Origin of the sequence: Caballeronia mineralivorans PML1(12) (assembly GCF_001028175.1) — a bacterium.
GTDB classification, from domain to species: domain Bacteria; phylum Pseudomonadota; class Gammaproteobacteria; order Burkholderiales; family Burkholderiaceae; genus Caballeronia; species Caballeronia mineralivorans.
In genome coordinates, this window is record NZ_AEJF01000279.1 from 1 (window position 1) to 243 (window position 243).

At 51.0% G+C, this 243-nt stretch carries 1 pseudogene; it reads right to left on the minus strand.

The window, feature by feature from the left end:
• A pseudogene (locus EOS_RS45435) lies at nt 1-243 on the minus strand (methylmalonyl Co-A mutase-associated GTPase MeaB); the annotation flags it as partial.

Genomic DNA, 243 nt, shown 5'->3' on the forward strand with positions numbered 1-243 from the left:
TCGATGATGGCGTGCCAGATCTCATCGATTCCACGTTTTTCCAGTGCGCTACAAGTCAGAACCCGTGGCTGCCATTCGTCGTATTTACGTCGCAGAATATGCAGGGCACTCTCGTACATATGCCGGGCAATGGCGACATTGGTATGGTTATCGCCATCGTCTTTGTTGATAACGATCAGATCAGCCACTTCCATCAGCCCTTTTTTAATGCCCTGCAGATCATCGCCGCCACCGGCAATTTGC